Genomic DNA, 17,247 nt, shown 5'->3' with positions numbered 1-17,247 from the left:
ATTTATTTCACTTTTTACAGTAATTTTAAAAATTATTTTTAATTAGTTTAATATGAAAATTAATGTCCCACGCTAAACTTTCTGAAAGATAAATAAAAAAAGCAACGGAACTTATCTCCATTGCTTTTCTGTTGAAATTTAATTGTGATCGCTAAAGCTCCCCACTGCTTCTCCTGCTGTGGAGTATAAATTTCATAAGTGCCCTCTACCATCTCTTTCATTGTCCAACCTTCACAATCAAAGTCATGGAATGGAATATTTTCATACATCTCTTTGAAGGTATCATAGCTCCGCAGTTCTGTTACTTTTACAGTCAATGTTTCATCTTGTTCAGGCACCTTAACAAATTCGATCAGATTGCCTACTTGAATTTTTTCGTCTCTTTTCATCGTTCAAACGAACTTCTACTTTCTTCTTCCCCTCAATGATCGATTAAAGGTATTCTTCATACAAACCCATACGATGCAGCACGTACTACACTCAGAAGAGAAAACAAGACGGTTCCGCTGTCCCACAAAACGGCCACAAGTCTCTGTTTTATTACATAGAAATCACCTTTTTGTTTTTTAAGCTAGATAACTTTTCAATCCATGTTGTACAGAGCTTGTAGGAAGCCTGGAAAATAGGACTCTGGATAAATGTATAAATAATGGTGAAAATAAAGACCGGCCCGCCCAGTAACAGGGCAACCACCAGCACGACACTCTCGACAATAATTCGCACTCTGCTGATTGAATACCCGAGCTTAACTGAAATCGCAAGCATAAACCCGTCTCTGGGCCCTGATCCAATTCGAGCAGCATTATACATTCCGCCTCCGATACCCATGATCACCACACCAAGCAGCAACACCAAAACATCAAACATGAGCGTGGAAGCCTGGGGCAAGATATCCAGCCAGAGAAAAAAGTCAACCATCGTGCCAACCATCAGTGCATTAATAAAAGTACCAATGTTAACATAAGTTCGATCAATCAAAAGCGTTACAAGAACTAACATGATACCAAAAATCACGTTCCATGTTCCGATTGTCAAACCAAACTTATCATAAAGTGCAATATTCAATACATCCCAAGGGTGGACCCCTAAGTACTTAACCTTGATTGCCACCGCTATACCGTAACTAAAAAGGATAAGTCCGATTATAAAAAAGGGAATTTGTATTTTCAGCTTCAATTTTATCACTTCACTTCTTTTAACTTGCTTAATGAATTTAGTTTAAATCAACACGGAAAGCATTTAAAGCAGAAGTTTTAGTACAAGTGGCAACATAGCACCAGACAGTGAGGGACATGGGGACGGTTCTTGTATCCTGAAAATCCCTGTTTCTTGGTTATTAAATCACCAAAAAAATTCCGCTCGCATGTCTCTAATCAAATTTAAAGGGAAGCGTTATTTAGCTTCCCTTAGGTTATTTAAGCACCATTCAGCTTTTATTTCGACGCCTGAATGGGACAAGATCATCGTTCCTCTTTCCCTTCCGCTATTTTGCACGAATCATACTAATTCCTAATACTGTGGCCGGAAAAAGTGCCAGGACAGCACCAATAAAAAACTGATAAGATTCCTTTCCCGTATCTGGCTGGGTGAAGATTTTATACCTTATGACATTGAGCATCAAAAATATTAACGCAATAGTTACCACTGCTAAAATTGTTCCTGTTACATAGGCTTTGTAACTATTCATTCTCCGTAGTTTTGGGGAAGAGATAAATAGAGACAAAACAACATAAATGACAGCACTAGCAAAATATACGACTAGGGTTAACTGGGAGTAGTTAACTTCCTCGATAATTTGCCCCTCCCTGACTCCAATTGTATACATTCCAGTTGAAGTCAGGAGGAGCTGAAAGCTTATGACAAGGAGGAAAAAGAAGATTTGGAGTCCTCCATTAAACCAGGATATGCTCTTTTTAAAAAGTGATACTCCATAACCGAAGATCACAATTGAACAGATTAGTAGAATGATGGAACTTATATTCAACCAACTTGGCAGCGTCGAGATTGATTGTATATTCATCAATGAAATGAACAGACTGATTATGAAAAACGCAATAGTTACAAATCTGAAGTTCTTTTGCATCTCGTCTTGAGTTGTATGTCCCGACCGGGCTTTTACCGTCTTCATGGCAAACTCCTTTCTGTCTTGCAAACCTTTCTACAATGCAAAAAAGGAGCACAGGGTTTGTCCCCACGGCTCCTAAATGTTCATAGGAAATCACTTAGCATAAAGGGTATTTTAAGCATAACAGCCAATAGCATTTAAAATTATAACCCCAATTCCAGTTACAGCAATCCCTGTTATGGCAGTGACGAATACTGTTCTTAATTGCTTAGTATCCACCCATACTGTAATCCCTAAAATAATCGTAAATAGAATACCAAAAAATATAGATGCTAAAGGATTAGTTGGTGTTATCCAATCATACCAAGACAAAAAATCCATTAAACCCACCTCCATGAGATCGCAAAAAGTTCTATCATTATATTCTAAATATTACCATAAAAAGTAAATTATTTCAAACGCTGTAAAAAAATTAAAACCCCGGTTACCATCCAGTTTAAATAAGTGTTAATGCTATAAATTAAGTGAGCTTAACAAAGACTCTTTGATGCTAAATGTTTGCAAAAAAATTGCATCAATCCCTGTGGATCGATGCAATCATACAGCCTGCTTATTCATTATATTTTCGGTGATTTTATCAAGTTCTATTAAAACGCTTTGCTTAAAAACTCATCATTCTCGATAATCCTACTTATAAATTAGCCATTAACGAAGTAGTGTAATGGTCCAAAATCTTCTGTTTTTCCTCTTTTGTTAATTTGTAATAGGGTGTCTCCTTTACAAATAGAACATTGCTGACAAGGATGCCGGTAATCTGGTGTGCAAAGATTCCTGGATCGGCGGCAATATTTTGTTTTTCAAAATGCAGCTGGATTCCTGCCTTCAATCCATTATAAATGACGCTCGGAAAATCAAGGTCACCAGTCAGGTTTCCCATCATGCTTTCGGAAACAAGCATTTTAATCAATTGATGGTTCTTGGAGATTACCTCCAGACGTTCATCGAGAATTTCTTCAAAAAATCGGCCGGTTTCCTCTTCCGCCAGTTTAAATATCCTGGTTTTGAAGTGATTCTCCAGTGATTTTTTAATAACTGTCTCGAATAGATTTTGCTTCGTTGAAAATTTCCGGTATAAGGTAACCTCTGCAACATCTGCTTCTTTGGCTATTTCCTGGGTAGTTGATTGCAAAAACCCTTTTTTGATAAAGACATTTATTGCAGCTCTTATAATTTGGTCTGTTTTATCTCTCAAACCACGTTCACCCCGTTTTTGTTTGCACTTCCCTCTCAGCTTTCGTTTTAGTCTTTACCAGCCTGTCTAGAAGGACCAGTATGGCTGGCATGACAATGATTGTGCTGATCAGTGAAAAGAAAACGTTTATTAAGGTCATCATACCAAAATTACTTAAAATAACGAAGTCTGAAACAAGAAGGGCACTAAAGCCTCCTATTACAGATAACCCTGAAGCTAAAACTGCCTTGCCAATTTTTTTGTTGGCAATCATTATTGCTTCAATGCCAGAGAAACCTTTTTTCCTTTCCTCATAAAAACGCTCCATGATCAAAATCGTGAACTCTGTCCCTATTCCGATAATCAAAGCGCCAAGTGTGGCAGTAAGCGGTGTATAGCTTATATCAAACAAATACATGATGCCCCCAGACCACCCAACAATGAAAAGAATGGGAAGCAGCGGAATAAAGGCCTTTACGGGATGTCTGTAGATCGCCAAAAGTCCAATAAAGACAAGCCCAATTCCAAGCAAGGTCATTTCATGACGACCGGTTGTCAGCGAAGATACCATTTCAACATCCAGTACCGATTTGCCCGTAACAGTTGTATCGATGCCATTCTGCTCCTTGTCTTCAACATAGGACTCCAGATTGCCGATAAACTCTTTCAGTTCGCTCGCCTCAAGATGTTTAATGCCAACTGTGATAACGCCTTTAGTCCGTCCTTCATTCACCAGCAGCTTAACCTGATCCTCGGGCATATCATTTACAATTCCCTCTGGATCCTCTGGAATCTTCCCGTCATTTGTCTGTTCAAGGACACTTGCAATCGACTTTGTTTCTACTACTACTTCAGGAAATTCATTACTGATTGATTCTGTCATTCGGTCCGTCCAGTTGATTGTTTCTTTATCCAGTACATTGTCGGTGCTGTACATAATCGTTACCTGGTCGGTTGTTCCAAGTATATCTCTTAATTTGTGGATATCCTTTAATTCCTGTGTATCCTGTGGCATGAAAGTTTCTACATCGGTCTCTACACCTGCTTTTAAATCTCCCCATATGCCAAAAACCGCCGTTGATAGAGCTAGAAAGATGACCAGCCATTTTAAAGAAATTACTTTCTTTGTCAATCCCTCAAGTAATCTCTCTGTTTTTGACGACTTACCTGTTTTGATACCTTTCTTGCTTTCTTTTGCAAAAAAATGGTCCCTTGTAAATAGAATGGGAATCAAGATAAATAAGCCGGCAAAAAAGCTGATGAAGATTCCAAGTGTCAGCATTTTCCCGAAATCCTGGATCATGGGAACAGGTGAGGTAAACAGCGCCATAAAGCCAAGTCCTGTCGCAATAATGGCTGTCATTACAGCAGGCACTATGTGTTTGACGGTTTGTTTTAAACTTAAAATGCTTTTCTGATTATTGTTTTTTTCCATTATGCCTCACCCCTTGTGTCCATTTCTTCTGAATAGCGGCTCTGGAACTGGATCGCATAGTCAATGCCAAGCCCAATTAAAATCGGGAATACAGCCATTGAAACCATTGTCATCGGAATGCTCAGCCATCCCATCAAACCTACAGTTGCGACAACCGCCAGCAAAATGACCACAAGCGGAAGCAATCTCCATCTGACCTTGAAGACGAGCGTTAAAACAAGGATCATGAACAGGATGGACAGACCCATCATTTTTTGCATGCTCTCCTTCATTGAAGTCCTGATCGCATCGTCAAGCACCGGCTTTCCTGACACCATCGTTTCGACGTCTTCCAATTTATAATCATCCAGATATTCTTTAATCGCGCCTGAAATCTCACTTTTCACCGAGTCATCAACATTCCCTTCCAGCTTCACGATGAAAAGCATGTACTTATCGTCAACGATCACTTCACTGAATAAATCGCGAAGGTCACCATTTTCTTCATAAATCATTTTATCCAGCGTTTTTCGTTGTTTCGGAAGGCCCGGGGACATATTATCCGAATAGGAAACCATTGTTTCCAGGTTTTCGCTCATTTTGCTCAAATTGCTCCCCATTTCCGAAAGTCCGGCAGACAATGTTTTTAAATCATTCAATTGGCTCGCTTGCTTCTTATTCAATTCACTGAAGGTCGCCTTTTGACTATTAAGCCCCTGTTGCATCCCGTTTAGCCCTTTAATCGTATTTTCAGGGATGGCCGTCATTTTTGAACCATTCAAGGAGGCTTCATTCATTTTTTGCGACAGCTGGACGAACTGATTGCTCATCTGGATCAGCTGCTGAACATGTTTTTGCTGTTGCGGATTTGAATCAAGCGATTTGCCCAGCTGCTCGCTGACTTTTTGCATGTTCAGAGCAGCCTCGTGCAATTGCCCGCCCATTTCCGCATAGCCATTCGCCATCTGGGCAGTTCCAGCAGATAGCCTTTTCTGCCCATCGATCATTTTGCTTAATCCATTGTTTAGCTCAGCCAGGTTCTGTTCGATATTTTTTCCGCCGGGCGGCTGCCCTCCTGTATTCTGGTTCAGCTTTTTGCTTATATCAGTCAAGCTGCTGCCCATTTTGTCCAATCCAGAAATGACTTCATCAAGACCTTCCTTGTATTTTTCGGACTGCTTGACAGAAATCTGATTGATCATCGTATTAGGACTTATAACCGTATAAATATCCTCATAAGAACCCAGCTTCTTTTCCAATCCTGCCATGTGGTTAACAGTATCGATTGTTAAAAGGTCCTCAGATTTTTCAGCTTCGTATAATACAAGAATCGATTCACCCCCAAACTCTTCCTCCAATGCCAGGTTATCCTTATAGGCTTTCGTATCCTCCTCAATCAGAGTTTCATTGCCTGTAGCCATTTTCATTGCAGGCGCACCAGCAGCAAAAAGCAGGACAGCGACAATAGATAGGATAATAAGCTTCATAGGATTCTTTCGGATCATCTCAGATAAAAACATCAGGATTTTCATAGCTTCCCCCTAAATTAAGTTAGTACAAACTAACGTTTTTGTGAAAATTTTTATTATACCTTTTGATTGAATGTTAGTTAAAACATTGATTGGCCGTTTTTATATAACATTTGAAATTCGTTACGAATCTTGCTTTTCCTGATTGTGTTCGTTAGTAATAACTAACATATCCCTTAAAAAAACTCCTTTTTAACTTACCCTGCCTTTCTCTGATTTACAGGGAAGAAAAACTTTTTCATAAGAATGTTGACTAGCGGAGTTTTGGACATGAATTGTACGAGATATGGACGCAACTGGGATACAACAGGATTTGTAGTAAAAATCAATGATTCCACCTTAATTTGTAATCTTTGAAGTTCATCGGCTTCGGGCTTGCGTTTCTCTTCTATCTCTGACAACTTATTAACCGAGTAGTCACCTTCTTTAAGGGCTTCAGTAATTACTTCAGCAGCCACAATAGAATCAGCTAAAGCCACATTAATTCCGATTACACCAATCGGAGTCATCACATGAGCAGCATCACCAACCAAAACTAATCCATCTGAAGCCCAATGATCCAATGTCAAGGAAATGACTTGAAGCTTGACAAATTGCTTCGAGTTTTCCACCCGTTCTTTTAATTCCGGAATTTGTTCAATTACAAGATCTTTAATCTCTTTATAGTTATTTTCTTTTACCCTGGCTTGTTGTTCTTTTGTAAATGTATATCCTATTTGCATTTTATCTGGGTATTTTGGAATCATGAATAGATTATTTTTCCCCGTAAACATATACATTAATTCATGAGGTAAATGGGATGGCCAATCTATTGTGAACCATATTAAGTTACTGCGGTGATGCTCATTAACTTCCTTAAATGATGCTTCTCTCCTAATTGTAGATTGTCTTCCATCACTGCCTACCGTTACTTTAGCAAAAACTTCTGCTGGCTCCTTTTCAATGGTACCTTGCACTCCAATCACTTGACCGTCTTCATCTTTTAAAAGGGTTTTAACATTAGAGTTGAAATGCATTTTAAAGTTCGGAAATTTTTCCGCCTCTTTTAGTAATGCCTGAATGAATGTTGATTGTGCCATTTGGATGGCATAAGGGTATTCTCTAGAAATGTCATCCATTTTAAATTCCATTATTCTTTTTCCTTTATGATGGATCCCGCCTTGTGCTATTTTCTTATGAGGCTGCTCCAGTATATATTCGAGCAGATCAATCTGATCCAGCAGTTGCAGGGTAGATGGCTGAAGAATTTCTCCCCGGTAATCCCGTTCAAGATTAGTGAACTTCTCTAAAAGCAATACTTCATGTCCTTGTTTAGCTAATAACAAACCAAGTAATGCGCCCGATGGCCCTGTACCTACAATACATACATCTGTTTTGATGTTTTTCATGTTGATTCCTCCAATACCACAAAGTATGTTAGCTATAACTAACATTATCTGTGAAAATTTTTTTTAACCACCTAACAATAGAGATACTCTGTAGCTAATCACCAGAAATGATAAAGAGATTACGAACTCTATTATAAGTGCATTATAGTAGTCACTAACACAAACTAATGTTAGTGATAACTTACATTTATTATATTTGATTGTTATCGAGATGTAAACCCTGCTCTTATTTTTATTTAACTAATTCATTTCTTTCTTCTGGTCTAAAAAAATGACGTTTCTGCTGTCTCAAAAATTTACATATTTTCACTTCTAAAATTAATTCTACAAATGTTCCTCCACCTACGAATACATTGCCACCAGTTGTGAAATTTTCGATTAATTTAAAGTTTATTACACCCCCCGAGACATGAGAACCGTCCCTCTACATACCCAAAATGACCGGATCCTTCACTTTTTAAATTTTCACACAACACCCATTTTGCTATGATATAGATATTCACTAGTTTAATAAATTGGAAATGGAGGAATTTCCAGATGTCAGATACATATTTAAAAACAGCTTTCCAGAACTGGATGAGCCGGCAAAAGAAATCGAATGGGGAACCTTATAAGAAAGGGACCATTAATGCATACACAACCGCTTTAAAAAATGCAGCCGCTAAACTGGAAATAGAGGACCTCAATGAAAAGGATTTATTCAGGATTACATCTTCCAACACTTTCGAAGAAATCTATAAAAAAATTACATCTGCTCCTAATTTTCATGAAGTAGATTTGGCGGCTGGCAACCGGGCATTTTCAAACAGCCTGATTCAATACGAAAAATTCTTAAAGGAGTTTGAACAGCCATCCTGCTGGATTTTTCAAGGCAACCCCAAATATTATGACGTCATTGGAGCGGTTCAAGATCTTGATGAAATTACATGGGCTGTTAATCAGAACAAGAAGCAAATAAAGAAAGACGATAAAGTTTATATATGGTTGTCCGGCTCTAATGCTGGCATTGTTGCCTCTGGAACAATCCTTAATGACCCCTATATGGCCGAACCGGATGAGGAAGATCCATACAACCGAAGCGAGCAATTGAATCGCGAACCCTATCTCGCCGTAAATATTGAACTTGATCGTAAATTTATCGATCCCGTTGTGGAACGTTCAACCTTGCTTAAGGATGACCGTACAAAAAGGATGGAGATTTTAACATATCCTGGAGCCACCAACTTTCGAGTGACACCGGAACAGGAAGTGGTGATTGAAAGCATTATTGACGGGACTTATCATCATGTTCCAATAAGCGGCCACCCAGAACCTCATCCCCAAACTGTGCCAGATAAGAAAAGGTACTGGATGTATGCCCCCGGTGAAGGTTCGAGAATGTGGGAAGAGTTCTACAACAAAGAAATTATGGGAGTCGGTTGGGATGGCCTTGGAGATTTAACCCAATATTCAACAAAGGAAGCCATGAAGGAGAAAATGAAGGAAATCTATGGCGAAGAATTTTCCTATAAAAACGCCGGTCACCTTACCTGGCAATTTGCCAATGAAATGAAAATCGGCGATATTATTTTTGTGAAAAAAGGGATTAAGAAAATCATCGGCAGAGGGGAAGTATCTTCAGAATATAGATATGACAGTATTAGAAATGAGTATAAGCATATTCGTTCGGTGAAATGGACCCATAAAGGCGAGTGGGACCATGAAGGGCAAATCATCTTGAAAACACTAACAGATATTACTCCATATAGAGACTATTATAAGAAACTCGAAGAAATGTTCGATATAGAACAAAATGAAATTACAAGTGATATTGAACCAACCCAGTATCCGCAGTATACAGTAGATGACTTTTTGTCTGAAGTATATATGAACGAAGACCAATACAACACCCTGAAAAATCTTCTACTTAGAAAGAAAAACCTCATCTTAATGGGCGCCCCAGGGGTGGGGAAAACGTATGCTGCGGAGCGGCTTGCCTATTCCATCATTGGGGCTAAAGATACAAGCCGGGTCATGACAATCCAATTCCATCAAAGTTACAGCTATGAGGACTTCATTATGGGTTACCGCCCTACCGAAAGAGGATTCAGCTTAACAAAGGGGCCTTTCTATGAATTTTGCAAAGAAGCGGAGCCTGAGGATGAGCAACCATATTTCTTTATCATTGATGAAATCAACCGAGGAAACCTGAGTAAAATTTTTGGTGAGTTGCTGATGTTGATAGAAAGTGATAAACGAGGAAAAGAACTGAGACTCCTCTACTCAGATGAGCAATTTTCAGTACCGAAAAATGTCTATATCATTGGCATGATGAATACTGCAGACAGAAGCCTTGCCATGATTGATTATGCTCTCCGCCGCCGATTTGCCTTTTTTGAATTTGAGCCTGCCTTTGAGAGCGAAGGATTTAAGCTGTATCAGGAAAACATAGCAAACAGCAATTTTGATAGGTTAATTGATACGATCATCGCCCTCAATAAAGCAATTGATGAAGATGCTTCTTTAGGCAGCGGCTTCCGGGTCGGCCATAGCTATTTCTCAACGGACCAGGAAATCGACCAGGACTGGCTTGAAGAACTTGTGGAATACGAACTCGTCCCCCTTCTCAATGAATACTGGTTCGATGAATCTTCAAAGATTGAGTACTGGTCCTCCAAACTTCGGGGTGCCATTCGTGATTAAAATAAAAAATATTTACTATATGCTTTCATACGCTTATCAATCATTAAACGAAACCGAGTACAAGTCCTTGCATTCAGAGCAGTTTGAAAACATTCATGATTTAATGTCAGCCATTTTAATACGCGGAACCTCAAATCAAATTAAGCGGGGCCTGCATAAGAATTATAGGTCCCACACAGAAGAGACAGGAAATTTGCGCGGCAAAATTGACTCGACCGCTTCCATCAAGCAGAACACTTTTTTAAAGCGGAGGATGGTTTGCCACTTTGATGAGTTTTCCGAAAACACTTTATTCAATCAAATTCTAAAGACCACAATGCTGCTCCTGCTTCGCCATGGCAAAGTGAAAGTAACCAACCAGAAGGAATTGCGAAAACTAATGTTATTTTTCGGAAATGTCGGGACAATCGACCCTCAATCCATAAGATGGAGCTCATTAAACTACCATAGGCATAATGCTGCTTACAAGATGCTCATGAATATTTGCGAACTGGTCATTAAAGGTCTCCTCATAAGTACCGAAAATGGCGAGTATAAAATGAAACAGTTTCTTGACGACCAGCAGATGCATAGGCTTTATGAAAAATTCCTGCTCGGATATTATCAAAAGGAATACCCTCAATATTCCGCAAAAGCATCCTATATTGATTGGGTTATTGACGACGGCATCATCGATTTCTTGCCTGCAATGAAATCGGATATAACACTTACCCACGGTCCAAGAACACTCATTATCGACGCCAAATACTACGGCAGGAGCATGCAGACTAATTCTTTATATAATAACAGTACCATTATCTCTAGCAACCTTTACCAGATCTATACCTATGTGAAAAATAAAGACAGGCATGGCAGCGGAAACGTAAGCGGCCTGCTTCTATATGCCAAAACGGATGAGGACATCACCCCTGACAACGATTATCAAATGGGCGGAAACCGGGTTAGTGTCAAAACACTCGACTTAAGCGGGAACTGGGTGGAGATAAAAGAACAGCTGGATTTGATTGGTGAGATGATGTGGACAAAATAAAGGTGCACTGGCATTACTTTAAATATGGCGAACAATCCTCAGAAGAATATTGCAGGTTAGTGGAAAAAAATATGATAAGCAGCGTGGACTGCTTATCGTATTTTTGGATCTCTTAGTGTTTTATCAAGCACGCACTTTACTAATTTATAATTTCCAACGGCTGGCTCAACCTCAGGTCCGGCAGTCCGTATTATTTCTCTTTAGCGAGAGGGAGATTTCGGTGATTTACGATGTCTTTTTAAATGCAGATATAAAAGACCCGGCCATTAGACGAGCACACAAGCAGGCATTGAAGGCTGATAATACAGAGATTACCACTCAAGCAACTTGTTCAATCTGCAATAAATCCGTGTCTGATAAAGTTAAATCATATTATTTATCAAACCACAAATTCAATTTGAAGATTTATTGTTATGAGCATAAGAAGAATAGCAAAATAAACGATTAATGCGATAAAAGAAAGAGGATCGAATTGGGCTATCCTCTTTCTCTTCGTTTTTCTTTATTACCCTTGTTACAACAGCAGTATAGTAAAAGGAGATTATAACAATTTAGACAATTCCCCCAGTGGTTCCGGACAATTCCACGGCCATACTATTTATTCACAATTATGACTCACGAATCACCCCTATGTTTCTAGTTCACTTTTTGAATTTCTTAACGATAAAAAAAACAGCGGGTATAATCGGACCAATCACTTTACCAATTCTCCCAGTTATATTGCCTATTTTAGTTTTACAGTGAGAACAAAAAAGGTCATTCTTAGTTAACGGCCTTCCGCATTTCTTACATTTATTCAAGATTCACTTCCTCCTTTTTTAACAGTAGTTGTTCGCCTGTTAATCGTATTTCTATATATTCCGAGTCTAATTTGTCGATATGGGAATCAATCATTTCTATAATTTTGTCGGGGTTTTTGTACCACATATCTTCTTTTTCAATTTTAGGATTATATGGGAGAAATTCTGCTACTTTTTCCATTTTACCTGCATATTCATTAATACATGCTTTCAAAGGTATTAAGGATTCTTTTAATGAGTTGACTTCTCCCAATTCTTCATAAATTAGCGCAAGGTAATTTGAGGATTTGATTATACTGTCAAATATAGTCTGAGTGTCGAGAAATTCACCTTCAATTTTATTTGTATCGACTCTATGAAATAAAGAATAGAAGATTTGTTTAAAAGATGATTGAGGTAACTTATTTATAAATTTTGTATGGGCTTCAAGGGATTCAATTAGTTGCCTTCTTCCTTTATTCAACTCAGATACAGCCTGAGTCAATAATTGCCTACTTACGATTTTGTCATTAGCTAGCAAAGCTTGCTTATATGTGTCTATAGCACCTTCGATTACACCAATTCGGTCTGTGAGTTGGCCTCGTAACACATCAGATACTTGTTCATTAAGTAATTCCAATTGCTCTAAAACTGCAGCCATTGTTGATTGTAAGGCTATATTATTTAGATTACTAAAATTAATAGGATTCGTTTCTTCTAATCTGACTTGGCAAACAAAAGAACCATTTTGATCTTTTATAGTTGGTAACTTCATCCCAGTTTTATCAAAGTTCCACTCCGCACTTCCCTCTTCCAATTTCTTACTGATATCTTTAGGGATTATCACTTTGTAGAGACTATCCTTTTTAATTAATTTTTGCGCCTCATAAAATGCCGGGACTTTTCTAAACCCATTTATCACTTGATTTAAATTAAGATTGTATCGTTGACTAAGTTGTTTTTTAGATAATTCCAAAGTAGGGTCATTAGAGGATTGTTTAAAAGTAAGGTTGCTCTGTACATTAATAATTTTTTGCTCATTATCCATTTTTACATCCCCTCTATAATAGATATCATGATAACCTTCCCTTCTTTGAAATACTATACCTTCCTTATTCCTAATAAAACCCATTCCAATTTTAGCATTTTCGAAATATATAGACGAGGGAACTATTGTCTCTCGTCATTTTTAATATAACGCATCAATACTATAGTTTGGTATACCTTCCTCTCTCCATTAGCCAGGTATTACTCCTTTTAACTGCCCACCAGATAGATTTTTGCATTGCCGTTTTATAATAAGATTGAACCTCCTTGTTATAGAAAGAGGATGATTCAAATAGCGTGACCAACTCTTTATTTGTAAAAACTCTATTCTTTTCAACTTTCTTTTCTAAACCACGTACAAAATTTAACGTTTGTTCATTAAGGTTATACTTTTCAACCATCACCTTAGAATTTCCCCATTTCAAATTTATAGAGAAGTTTATGAAGCTTTTGACAGGTCAAAAGCATATTACACAAAAGAACCACCCTTTTGGATAACATCGGGTTTAGAAGACTTAAGGAGCTTGATATTAACTGGTCAACTCAACTGGATCTTTTCTTTCTCTTTCTATTTTTACCTTGCATCAATTTTATGAGACAGGGGACGGTTCTACAGATTCTGATATTTACATATTTTCTCCTTTTATGAGACACGAGAACTGTCCCCTTGTCTATCTTCATCTAAAATGCAAGTTACAAAGCTAGTTATAAGTTCTCTAATTCTGCAAGTTGGCCATGAATAACATTTACACATTGGCCAATGGCCATTACTCCATTAATTTCATTTAAATACTTTACTTCAGCATCCGTCCCATATTGTTCATGACTCAAGTATGAAAGAGACTCAATAGTGTTTGCAATATTATTCCCTATTTCTTGAGAAGGGAATGGCATTTGCCTCAGCTCCGGATATTTCTCGATTACTTCAGTTGCTACCTGTTCCCTGGTGCTATAGAGTTCTTCGCGTGATCCGGTTGCCACAGCACTGTTCAATCTTTCGTACCAGGCTTTTATGTCATCATGGAACTGCCTCGATAGTTGAAGACCTACCTCCTGATTTGAATCCAGTTGAGCCGGAACGGTTTGGTTTACATAAATTGAACCATTAAAAAAATCTGAATTCATCAGGCTTGCATGGATTAATTCCATTGCTCTAAAATACTTAGTTGCTTCTCCAAGCGGAAGATAAGCATCACCATCTTCATTTAATTGATAATGGTTTACATAGGGGTCCTCCATATTTGCCGTATATACATATTCGAGATTATTCTCTCTATCCTCATAATTCACAAGCTTATACAACTCTTCATTCATGAAGCCTTCTTTGGAATTTGCCGATTGAGATTCAATCGTTCCAATTAAGACTTTATCGTTCAGCAATGATTGGTCAATATAATAAATAAATGTTTTCACTCCATGCGTTTCTGGATCTTCTTCAAAGATAACATCTTCCCCTAATCGATCGTCCAACTGAACAGTATATTTATAATCAGAATGCTGAAAAGTCATTTCCTCCTTTGGCGGAGTCTCTTCTTTTTCAACAACTTCATTGGTTTCAGTATCATTTGTCTCTGTTTTTTCAACTGCTTTAACTTCATTCGCCTGAGTCTTTTCTTCTTCCTTTGCCTGACTGCATCCAGAGATGATCAGCAGCATGATAAATAAAGGTGTCATTATTTTTTTCATTCCCATGTTCCTTCCTCTCATTCGATGTACTTCGATATAAGCATCGGGTAAAAGTGAATTATTTTAATATTTTTCTACAAAGAAATCGTGCTGAGCAGTTAAACAAATCAAAGTTTCAAAATGAGGAGGGCATTTTTAGATAATCGGGCTTTATAGTAATTGGAACATGAACAGAAAAATAGAAAATTAATAATTAGAGTATAAGTGGGAAACTACTGTATTATTTTACAAGTAGTAAAATTATAAATTCTCTTTCTTTTGTTCCGATAAATAAACAAGAAATTGTTTTTGAAAAGGGACTAGGGGGACAAAAGAATGTTTAAGAAAATTCAAACGAAGATTATGCTTACAATGAGTGTGCTTATTGCAGTCACGCTGATAGGAGTCTCGGCACTCACGTATTTTCAAACGAAAAGAGAAATTCTATCTAATGTAAATACCAGCTCCAAATCTCAAATCGACGATTTAAAAAGTAATATCGATCTTTATCTTAATTTTTATGGCAGTACGGTTGACCGCTATAGCAAAGATAACCGGATAGTTGAATATTTAAAAGAAGTGAAGCAGAACGAAAAAACAGGCATTGAAACATATTGGCCTATTGTGAGTAGTGATTTTGAGAATTTTATGGGACTTAATCAAAACGTAGCTGTTATTTACGTTGGGGCTGAAACAAAACAATTTAAAACGACCCCAGTGATTGATTTGCCGGCGGACTTTGATCCGACTGGACGGCCATGGTATACAGCTGCTCTTAATTCACCGGATAAAGCACTTTGGACAGAACCATACCTTGATGCCAGTTCGGGTGAATATGTGGTTACGGTTGTTAAACCCGTTTTAGATCCAGCATCGAAGCAAGTCCTGGGTGTTGTAGGATTAGATTTAAGCTTATCAGGTTTGTCAGAAATGATTAATAAGACCGCAGTAGGATATAAAGGCTACTCCTTGCTTTTGGATAGCAATGGAATGGCACTCGTCCATCCAAAAGAACAGGGCAAGGATTTGAGTAAGAAACCATATTTCTCTGTATTGAAGGAAAAGGACGCTGGTTTTAAGAAATATGAGGAAAGCAACACAGAAAACCAGCTATTTTACCAAACGTTAGACCAGACAAACTGGAAAATTGGAATGGTGTATGAAACAAACGAATTATTGGCAAGTGCACAAAAGCTAAGAAATTTGATTCTAATCATCGCTTCATTGACCGTTCTCGCCAGTCTTGCCATTACTTATTTCCTGGCAAGAAGTATCGCCAATCCAATTACGCTGTTAAATAGCCGGGTCCAAAAGGTTGCTCAAGGCGACCTGACCGTCAATGTAGTGGCAAATTCTAAGGATGAAACCGGACAGCTTACCGAACATTTCAATGTGATGGTCAAGAATATGCGTACACTCATTTCATCTGTAGAACATTCAGTTGAAAGCGTAAATGATTCTGCTTCGAGTTTAACGGCTGTGGCTGAAGAAACCATCGCTGCAAGTGAGGAAGTGGCCAAAGCGATTGGTGAGGTGGCTGCAGGAGCTACACAGCAAGCCCAGGATTCTGATGAAGCAAATCATCGTACTGTAAGCCTGTCTCTGCAAATTGAAAAAGTCCAGGAGAGCATGGATCAGATGACAGGCCTATCAAAACAAGCGGAGAAAACAAATCATCAAGGACTTGAACAAATGAAGTCCCTTAGGCATAGTACCGGAGAAAGTGATGAAGTCATTAAGAATGTAGGCAATGTCATTAACAAGCTGGCTTCAAAAGTTCAAGAAATAGAGCAGGTTATCCATTCCATAACGGAAATTTCCGAACAAACAAATCTGCTTGCTTTAAATGCAAGTATTGAAGCAGCACGAGCTGGCGACAGCGGAAGAGGCTTTGCAGTTGTTGCAGAGGAAGTCCGAAAACTGGCGGAGCAGTCCGCAAAAGCGGCACAACAAGTTAAAACCACTATTTCCTCCATCGAAAGCGAAACCAATATCGTCGTGAAGGAAATGGAACAAACGCTTAAAATTTCCCATTTGCAAAACGAAGCAGTCAGCCATACAGAAATTGCTTTTAACGAAATCTCTGAGACCATTCATCATATTGTTCAATCCATTGATACAATAAAGGCGGATGTAGCGAATATCAATGAGCTAAAAGACGATGTAGTGGCATCCATTCAAAGCATCGCCTCCGTTGCGGAACAATCAGCAGCTTCATCTGAACAGGTTAGTGCATCCACTGATGAACAGGTACGTGCGTTAGGTTCAGTCACCCAATCTGCCATAGAGCTTAATGAGTCCAGTGCCGAATTAGCCGCATTGATCAAACAGTTTAAAATTTGATAACAACTTACATTGATCTGTGTAAGCCATTAAAATGATCTGAATATAGAAGCTTAATACCCAGGAGTCCATAC

The 17,247-nt window shown here is 38.3% G+C and carries 14 protein-coding genes; 3 read left to right on the top strand and 11 right to left on the bottom strand.

Annotation, left to right across the window (positions count from 1 at the left end):
- Positions 1-59 precede the first annotated feature (59 nt).
- From QNH36_RS03310 to QNH36_RS03275, 8 genes are all read right to left on the bottom strand, one after another.
- Positions 60-389 carry an ASCH domain-containing protein gene (locus tag QNH36_RS03310; protein ID WP_260983533.1) on the bottom strand — a complete coding sequence of 110 codons (330 nt, stop codon included), beginning with the start codon at positions 387-389 and terminating at the stop codon, positions 60-62.
- A 151-nt stretch (positions 390-540) separates the two neighbouring features.
- A complete protein-coding gene (locus tag QNH36_RS03305; RefSeq protein WP_395883499.1) occupies positions 541-1,176 on the bottom strand; it encodes a YczE/YyaS/YitT family protein in 636 nt (211 codons plus the stop codon).
- A 307-nt stretch (positions 1,177-1,483) separates the two neighbouring features.
- Entirely contained in the window at positions 1,484-2,128 is a 645-nt protein-coding gene (locus QNH36_RS03300) for a hypothetical protein (RefSeq protein WP_144475450.1), read from the bottom strand.
- Between the two features lie 111 nt (positions 2,129-2,239).
- The gene (locus QNH36_RS03295) at positions 2,240-2,446 is read right to left on the bottom strand and encodes a hypothetical protein (protein ID WP_144475451.1); all 207 of its coding nucleotides are present in this window, start codon (positions 2,444-2,446) and stop codon (positions 2,240-2,242) included.
- A gap of 310 nt (positions 2,447-2,756) precedes the next feature.
- A complete protein-coding gene (locus QNH36_RS03290) occupies positions 2,757-3,317 on the bottom strand; it encodes a TetR/AcrR family transcriptional regulator (RefSeq protein ID WP_283904687.1) in 561 nt (186 codons plus the stop codon).
- 7 nt (positions 3,318-3,324) lie between these two features.
- Positions 3,325-4,731 carry an efflux RND transporter permease subunit gene (locus tag QNH36_RS03285; RefSeq protein ID WP_283904686.1) on the bottom strand — a complete coding sequence of 469 codons (1,407 nt, stop codon included), beginning with the start codon at positions 4,729-4,731 and terminating at the stop codon, positions 3,325-3,327.
- Positions 4,731-6,242: an MMPL family transporter gene (locus QNH36_RS03280; protein ID WP_283904685.1), complete on the bottom strand. Its 1,512-nt coding sequence runs from the start codon at positions 6,240-6,242 to the stop codon at positions 4,731-4,733. Before QNH36_RS03280 ends, QNH36_RS03285 begins: the two co-directional genes overlap by 1 nt.
- A 194-nt stretch (positions 6,243-6,436) precedes the next feature.
- Complete coding sequence (locus QNH36_RS03275) at positions 6,437-7,627, bottom strand: FAD-dependent monooxygenase (protein WP_283904684.1); 1,191 nt, start codon at positions 7,625-7,627, stop codon at positions 6,437-6,439.
- A gap of 537 nt (positions 7,628-8,164) precedes the next feature.
- Here QNH36_RS03275 and QNH36_RS03270 point away from each other — a divergent pair.
- Positions 8,165-10,309, top strand: coding sequence for a DUF8426 domain-containing protein (locus QNH36_RS03270; protein WP_283904683.1), 2,145 nt, complete (start codon positions 8,165-8,167; stop codon positions 10,307-10,309).
- The gene (gene mcrC, locus QNH36_RS03265; protein ID WP_283904682.1) at positions 10,302-11,339 is read left to right on the top strand and encodes a 5-methylcytosine-specific restriction endonuclease system specificity protein McrC; all 1,038 of its coding nucleotides are present in this window, start codon (positions 10,302-10,304) and stop codon (positions 11,337-11,339) included. Before QNH36_RS03270 ends, mcrC begins: the two co-directional genes overlap by 8 nt.
- A 792-nt stretch (positions 11,340-12,131) precedes the next feature.
- Here the strand turns inward: mcrC and QNH36_RS03260 are convergent.
- From QNH36_RS03260 to QNH36_RS03250, 3 genes are all read right to left on the bottom strand, one after another.
- A complete protein-coding gene (locus tag QNH36_RS03260; RefSeq protein WP_283904681.1) occupies positions 12,132-13,166 on the bottom strand; it encodes a hypothetical protein in 1,035 nt (344 codons plus the stop codon).
- A 160-nt stretch (positions 13,167-13,326) separates the two neighbouring features.
- Positions 13,327-13,566 (bottom strand): hypothetical protein, encoded by a 240-nt coding sequence (locus QNH36_RS03255; RefSeq protein ID WP_283905364.1) that lies wholly within the window; start codon positions 13,564-13,566, stop codon positions 13,327-13,329.
- A gap of 304 nt (positions 13,567-13,870) precedes the next feature.
- Positions 13,871-14,851, bottom strand: coding sequence for a hypothetical protein (locus tag QNH36_RS03250; RefSeq protein ID WP_283904680.1), 981 nt, complete (start codon positions 14,849-14,851; stop codon positions 13,871-13,873).
- Between the two features lie 315 nt (positions 14,852-15,166).
- On the opposite strand from QNH36_RS03250, the gene QNH36_RS03245 reads away from it, so the two are divergent.
- Positions 15,167-17,173, top strand: a complete 2,007-nt coding sequence (locus QNH36_RS03245; protein ID WP_283904679.1) for a methyl-accepting chemotaxis protein — start codon at positions 15,167-15,169, stop codon at positions 17,171-17,173.
- Positions 17,174-17,247 lie beyond the last annotated feature (74 nt).

It is taken from the genome of Mesobacillus sp. AQ2 (assembly GCF_030122805.1).
GTDB lineage: Bacteria > Bacillota > Bacilli > Bacillales > Cytobacillaceae > Mesobacillus > Mesobacillus oceanisediminis_A.
Note: the sequence above shows the minus strand (reverse complement) of the source record. Positions and strands in the feature narration are given on the sequence as shown.

Bases quoted from the DNA above. Each gene is read 5' to 3' on its own strand.
- QNH36_RS03310 (WP_260983533.1), bottom strand. From the start codon at position 389: ATGAAAAGAGACGAAAAAATTCAAGTAGGCAATCTGATCGAATTTGTT.
- QNH36_RS03300 (WP_144475450.1), bottom strand. From the start codon at position 2,128: ATGAAGACGGTAAAAGCCCGGTCGGGACATACAACTCAAGACGAGATG.
- QNH36_RS03295 (WP_144475451.1), bottom strand. From the start codon at position 2,446: ATGGATTTTTTGTCTTGGTATGATTGGATAACACCAACTAATCCTTTA.
- QNH36_RS03285 (WP_283904686.1), bottom strand. From the start codon at position 4,731: ATGGAAAAAAACAATAATCAGAAAAGCATTTTAAGTTTAAAACAAACC.
- QNH36_RS03280 (WP_283904685.1), bottom strand. From the start codon at position 6,242: ATGAAAATCCTGATGTTTTTATCTGAGATGATCCGAAAGAATCCTATG.
- QNH36_RS03275 (WP_283904684.1), bottom strand. From the start codon at position 7,627: ATGAAAAACATCAAAACAGATGTATGTATTGTAGGTACAGGGCCATCG.
- QNH36_RS03270 (WP_283904683.1), top strand. From the start codon at position 8,165: ATGTCAGATACATATTTAAAAACAGCTTTCCAGAACTGGATGAGCCGG.
- QNH36_RS03260 (WP_283904681.1), bottom strand. From the start codon at position 13,166: ATGGATAATGAGCAAAAAATTATTAATGTACAGAGCAACCTTACTTTT.
- QNH36_RS03255 (WP_283905364.1), bottom strand. From the start codon at position 13,566: ATGGTTGAAAAGTATAACCTTAATGAACAAACGTTAAATTTTGTACGT.
- QNH36_RS03250 (WP_283904680.1), bottom strand. From the start codon at position 14,851: ATGAAAAAAATAATGACACCTTTATTTATCATGCTGCTGATCATCTCT.
- QNH36_RS03245 (WP_283904679.1), top strand. From the start codon at position 15,167: ATGTTTAAGAAAATTCAAACGAAGATTATGCTTACAATGAGTGTGCTT.